Raw genomic sequence first — 6,072 nt, forward strand, 5'->3', positions numbered from 1 at the left:
CTGCCGCATTCGAGCCGCGGCGCCTGACCGTCGGCATCCACAGCGATGATGCTCCGGAGCATCAGGCGGACGGTGCGCCACTCGTCGCGCCCGAGCGCGTCCCGGCGTGGAGCCGTCTTACCGCCGACCCCGCACCGCTGCTCGGGCTGCCGTCGTTCGTGCAGCGCGACGACGCGGCCGCGGAACTGCGGCGACGTGAGCGGATCTTCGCCTCCGCGCAGGAGCGCTACTACGAGCGTCCTCCGCAGATCGAACGCGGATGGCGGCACCACCTGATCGACACCACAGGGCGCACCTACATCGACATGGTGAACAACGTCGCCGGCCTCGGGCACGCGCATCCGAAGGTCGCGGAGGCGGCAGGCCGCCAGCTACGCACCCTGGCCACGAACTCCCGCTTCCTGTTCCGCGACCTCGCGGAATACAGCGAACGGCTGCTCGCCCTGATGCCGGAAGGAAGCGGACTCGACACCGTGCTGCTGGTCAACAGCGGCTCCGAGGCGGTCGATCTGGCGATCCGTCTGGCCCAGGCCGCGACCGGACGACGCACGGTCGTCGCACTGCGCGAGGCGTATCACGGCTGGACCGCGGCGAGCGATGCGGTCACCACCAGCGCGTACGACAACCCCTCCGCGCTCGAGACGCGTCCCGACTGGGTGCACGTCGCGGATGTGCCCAACCGCTTCCGCGGCACGTATCGAGGGGCGGATGTCGCCGCCGACTACCTCGCCGACCTCGCGAGCGATCTCGACCGGCTGCAGGACGAGGGGCGGGAGGTCGCAGCGTTCCTCTGCGAGTCGATCCTCGGCAACGCGGGCGGAGTGGTGCTCCCCGAGGGCTACCTGGATGGTGCCTATGCGCAGATCAGGGCGGCGGGCGGGCTGTGCATCGCCGACGAGGTGCAGGTCGGCTTCGGGCGGATGGGGTCCGCCTTCTGGGGGTTCGAGCTCGCAGGCGTCGTGCCGGACATCGTCACGATCGCGAAGCCCATGGGCAACGGTTACCCGATCGGTGGTGTGATCACGTCGAAGCGCATCGCCGACGCGCTGTCGACGCAGGGGCAGTTCTTCTCATCGGCCGGTGGGAGCTCGCTCAGCTGTCGTGTCGGACTCGCGGTGCTCGACGCCATGGTCGAGGACGACCTGCAGCGCAACGCCGCCGTGATCGGCGCCCGCCTCGCCGAGGGGCTTCGCGGCCTCGTCGATCGGCATCCGCTGGTGGCCGTCGTGCATGGGGAGGGCCTGTATCTCGGCGTCGAACTCGTGCGTGACCGCGACACGATGGAGCCGGCGGCCGCCGAGGCCGCGGCGATCTGCGAACGGATGCGGGAGCTCGGTGTGATCGTGCTGACCACCTCCGAGAGATCCAACGTCCTGAAGATCAAGCCGCCGCTGTGCCTCACAGCCGAGAGCGCCGACCATGTCGTCGCGATGCTGGATCGGGTGCTCGCCGAAGGATGGTGACCGCGGCGCGGATCTTCGAATCCCGCGGTACGTCCGATTGTTAAAAGCGCATTTCGAACCGAATTCGCCGTAGCGCAGATGATTCCCTCCGGTCCATACTGTTGCTCAGCGTCGGACGACCCGAAGTCCGACCCATGCGCTGTCCCCCGAGGAGTACCCATGGCCACGAAGACGAAGCCGCTCGCGCAAGGTGGAGGAACGCTGAAGAGAAACCTCGGGCTGTGGGCGATCGTCGGCCTCGGTCTCGGGTACATGACGCCGACCGTCGTGTTCGACACCTTCGGCATGGTCGCCCGAGACACCGACAACGTCGTACCGGCGGCCTACCTCGTGGCCCTGGTCGTGATGGTCTTCACCGCGATCAGCTACGGCAAGATCTCCAGTGCGATCCCGAGCGCCGGGTCTGCATACACCTACGTGCGCGAGTCGATCCACCCGAACCTCGGGTTCATGGTCGGCTGGACGTCGCTCATCGACTACGTGCTGCTGCCGATGGTGAACTGCCTCATCATCCGCAGCTACCTCGAGGCGCTGTTCCCCGAGATCCCCGGGTGGATCTGGGTGGTGCTCTACTGCATCCTCGTCACGAGCATCATCTACCTGACGATGCGCGGCACCTCGAACATGAACATGATCCTGCTGGTGTTCTCGATCGTCGTGATGGCCGTGTTCGTCGTGATGGTCATCGCACAGCTGATGCGCGGCGACGGTGCGGGCACGGTCGCCTCGCTGACGCCGATCTTCCACGACGGCGCCACCATGGGGGCGGTGCTGATGGGAGCCACGATCGTGTGCTTCTCGTTCATCGGCTTCGATGCCGTCACCATGTACGCGGAGGAGGCGAAGGATCCGAAGATCATGCCGAAGGCGATTCTCCTCACCGTGCTGCTGGGTGGGGCGATCTTCCTGATCTCGGGCTACCTCACGCAGCTGCGTTTCCCCGACTGGAACGAGTTCGCCCCCGGCGGCGACATGCAGTTCGTCGAGGACTCGACGCTGCCGATCATCGGCAACCTGGTCGGCGGCCCCGTGCTCATGGCCGTGCTGACCGCGGCCGGTTTCTGCGCGACCCTGGCCTCCGGTCTCGCCTCGCACGCCTCGGTGTCTCGCATGCTGCTGGTGATGGGGCGCAACAACGTGCTGCCGCAGCGGGCGTTCGGCTACATCAACCCCCGCACCCACACCCCGACGTTCAACATCGTGCTGGTGGGCGCCATCTCGCTGCTCGCGATCCCCTTCACGCTCGAGCTGATCGCGGCGTGGATCAACTTCGGCGCGCTGATCGCCTTCACGTTCGTCAACATCTCGGTGATCGCGTGGTTCGCGATCCGCAAGGGCCGCCGCAAGACCCCGGGCGACATCTTCAGCTTCATCGTGATGCCGGGGATCGGCATGATGCTCACCGGCCTGTTGTGGGCGAACCTGCACGAGGACGCGCTGCGCGGCGGTCTGGTGTGGACCGCGATCGGGGTGGTCTACCTCGCGATCATCACCAAGGGCTTCCGCAAGAAGGTCGTCGCGTTCGACGAGAACCAGGCGGTGACCGGGTACAACAAGGTGGTCAAGGTGCCGGTCGACGAGAGTTGACCCGCTCCGGTCGCGATATGTCAGCTCAAAAGGTGGAAACAGCTGACATATCGCGACCGGAAGGTCAGATGACGCCCTGAGCGAGCATCGCGGCGGCGACGCGCTCGAAGCCGGCGATGTTGGCCCCGGCCACGTAGTCGCCGGGGACGCCGTGCCGCTCTGCGGCGTCGAAGGCGGCGCCATGGATGTCGCCCATGATCTCGCGGAGCTTGTTCTCGCTGTCGCCGAAGCTCCAGCGCTGACGGGAGGCGTTCTGGCTCATCTCGAGCGCCGAGGTCGCGACGCCACCGGCGTTCGCGGCCTTGCCGGGGGCGAACAGCACTCCGGCCTTCTGGAAGGCGTCGACGGCGTCGGGCACGCAGGGCATGTTCGCACCTTCCGACACCGCGCGCACGCCGTTGGCGATCAGGGCCTCCGCATCGGCCAGGGAGACCTCGTTCTGCGTGGCGGAGGGCACCGCGATGTCGACGGGCACCTCCCATACGCTGCCGCCTTCCACGAAGCGGGCGCTCGGGCGACGGTTGGCGTACTCGACGATGCGGGCGCGCTCGACCTCCTTGATCTGACGCAGCAGGTCGAGGTCGATGCCGGCGTCGTCGACGACGTAGCCGGACGAGTCGGACGCCGTGACCGCGGTCGCACCGAGCTGGGTGGCCTTCTGGATCGCGTAGATGGCCACGTTGCCGGAGCCCGAGATGCCGACGCGCTTGCCGTCGAGGGAGTCGCCGTGCACGGCGAGCATCTCCTGCGCGAAGAACACCGCGCCGTAGCCGGTGGCCTCGGTGCGCACCTCGGCCCCGCCCCATCCGGTGCCCTTGCCCGTGAACATGCCCGACTCGTGGCGGTTGGTGACCTTGCGGTACTGGCCGAACAGGTAGCCGATCTCGCGGCCGCCGACGCCGATGTCGCCCGCGGGGACGTCGGTGTGCTCGCCGAGGTGCCGGTAGAGCTCGTTCATGAACGACTGGCAGAAGCGCATGACCTCGGCGTCGGAGCGGCCGTGCGGGTCGAAGTCGGACCCGCCCTTGCCGCCGCCGATGCCCTGACCGGTGAGAGCGTTCTTGAAGATCTGCTCGAAGCCCAGGAACTTGATGATCGACAGGTTCACCGAGGGGTGGAAGCGCAGCCCGCCCTTGTACGGGCCGAGCACGGAGGAGAACTGGATGCGGTACCCGCGGTTGACGTGCAGCTTCCCGGCGTCGTCGATCCACGGCACACGGAAGAGGATCTGACGCTCGGGCTCGACCAGGCGCTCGAGGATGCCGCCGTCGACGTATTCCGGGTGACGCTCCAGGACGGGTGCGATCGAGTGCAGCACCTCGTGGACGGCCTGGTGGAACTCCGGCTCGTGCGGGCTGCGGGAGAGCACCGTGTCGAAGACAGGCTGCACGGAGTCGGCGAGCGGATGGAAGTCGGCGGGAGACGTAGCGGTCACGCGGAAGGGCTTTCTGGTGGGGGATGGGGTGCGGGCGATCGTGTCGCGCGCGAAAGCAGAGCCGGGTGAGGCGGAGGTTTCACTCTAGCGTCGGCCACAGCCGCGTCAGCGCACCCGGCGGGAGGGCTCGGGTCACCCGGTGTTCTGCAGCCCGGCGGCGACCCCGCTGACCGAGAGCAGCAGCAGCCGCTGCTGCTCCGCGTCGGCTCCGGAGCCGGTCGGGCCGTGATCCGCCGAACGCAGGGCACGCAGCGCCCGGAGCTGGAGGAGCGAGAGGGCGTCGACGTAGGGGCTGCGCAGCTGCACGGCCCGCTGCAGCACGGGCTTGTTCTCGAGGAGTCCGGTGCCGCCGGTGAGACGGATCACCCAGCGCCGCGTGAGGGCGAGCTCGTCCAGCACGAGCTGGGCCAGGTCGTCGCGGTCGCCCAGGGCGAGGTACTGGCGGGCGATGCGCTCGTCGGTCTTGGCGAGGCTCATCGCGACGTTGTCGATCATGGTGCGCAGCAGCGGCCACTCCCGGTACGCCTCGACAAGAAGTTCCTCGTCGCCGACGGCTTGCAGGGCGGAGCCGAGTCCGAACCAGCCGGCGAGATTGATGCGGGCCTGCGTCCAGGCGAACACCCACGGGATGGCGCGGAGGTCCTCGAGCGACTCGACCGACAACCCGCGTCGTGCCGGGCGCGAGCCGAGCGCGAGCAGACCGATCTCCTCCATCGGGGTCACGGTGGCGAACCACGATGCGAACCCCTCGGCCTTCACCAGCGAGAAGAAGCGCTCACGGGAGGCCGCGTCCATCGCCGAGGCGACTTCGGCGTAGCGCTCTGCCGCACGGCTGGTGCGCTCCTCCTCGGTGGGGGACGACGCCAGCAGGGTGGCCGCGGCGACCTGGTCGATGTGCCGCATCGCGATCGCGGGCTCGCCGTAGCGCGCGAAGATGACCTCGCCCTGCTCGGTGAGCTTGAACCGGCCGTCGACGGAGTGCGGCGGCTGCGCCAGGATCGCCGAGTTGGCAGGGCCGCCACCTCGTCCGAGTGCGCCGCCACGACCATGGAAGAGCGTCAGCTCGATGTCGTTGTCCTGCGCCCAGCGGGCGATCTTCTCCTGGGCTTCGTACAGCGCCAGGTTCGCGGCGACGGGGCCCACGTCCTTCGACGAGTCCGAGTAGCCGAGCATGACCTCGAGCCGGTTGCCGGTCGCGGCCATGCGCTCGCGGAACTCCGGGAAGGTCACGGCCTCGGCGAGGATGCCCGGGGCAGCCTGGAGGTCGGCGAAGGTCTCGAACAGCGGCACGACGTCGAGCACAGGCGCATCGTCGCCGAGCGCGTATCGGGCGAGACGGTGCACGTTGGCGAGATCGGAGGCTGCCTGGGTGAAGGAGACGACGTACCGCCCGGCCGCACGCAGACCCCGGTCGTGCTGGATGTCCGCGATCGCGCGGAAGACGTCGAGCACCTCTTCGGTCTGTGCGCTGACGGCTTCGCCCGCATCGAGCTCGGCAAGAGCCTTCGCGTGCACCTGGGAGTGCTGACGCACCTCGAGCTCGGTCAGGTGGAAGCCATAGGTCTCGACCTGCCAGATGAGGTGCTG

At 68.3% G+C, this 6,072-nt stretch carries 4 protein-coding genes; 2 read left to right on the forward strand and 2 right to left on the reverse strand.

Features of this window, described 5'->3' with window-relative positions; genetic code table 11:
* Both DSP71_RS10230 and DSP71_RS10235 read left to right on the forward strand, forming a co-directional pair.
* A partial coding sequence (locus tag DSP71_RS10230; RefSeq protein WP_113681032.1) for an aminotransferase class III-fold pyridoxal phosphate-dependent enzyme occupies window positions 1-1,463 on the forward strand: 1,463 nt, incomplete at its 5' end.
* A 159-nt stretch (window positions 1,464-1,622) separates the two neighbouring features.
* Window positions 1,623-3,050: an APC family permease gene (locus DSP71_RS10235; protein WP_258546367.1), complete on the forward strand. Its 1,428-nt coding sequence runs from the start codon at window positions 1,623-1,625 to the stop codon at window positions 3,048-3,050.
* A gap of 64 nt (window positions 3,051-3,114) precedes the next feature.
* Here DSP71_RS10235 and gdhA read toward each other — a convergent pair whose 3' ends face one another.
* Together gdhA and DSP71_RS10245 are read right to left on the reverse strand one after the other, a co-directional pair.
* Window positions 3,115-4,485 carry an NADP-specific glutamate dehydrogenase gene (gene gdhA / locus DSP71_RS10240; RefSeq protein ID WP_113681030.1) on the reverse strand — a complete coding sequence of 457 codons (1,371 nt, stop codon included), beginning with the start codon at window positions 4,483-4,485 and terminating at the stop codon, window positions 3,115-3,117.
* 132 nt (window positions 4,486-4,617) lie between these two features.
* The coding region (locus DSP71_RS10245) for a phosphoenolpyruvate carboxylase (RefSeq protein ID WP_113681031.1) at window positions 4,618-6,072 on the reverse strand (1,455 nt) is incomplete at its 5' end.

This window comes from Microbacterium sp. H6 (assembly GCF_003314775.1).
Lineage (GTDB): Bacteria > Actinomycetota > Actinomycetes > Actinomycetales > Microbacteriaceae > Microbacterium > Microbacterium oxydans.

Coding starts and splice junctions, on each gene's coding strand:
- DSP71_RS10235 (WP_258546367.1), top strand. CDS start 1,623: ATGGCCACGAAGACGAAGCCGCTCGCGCAAGGTGGAGGAACGCTGAAG.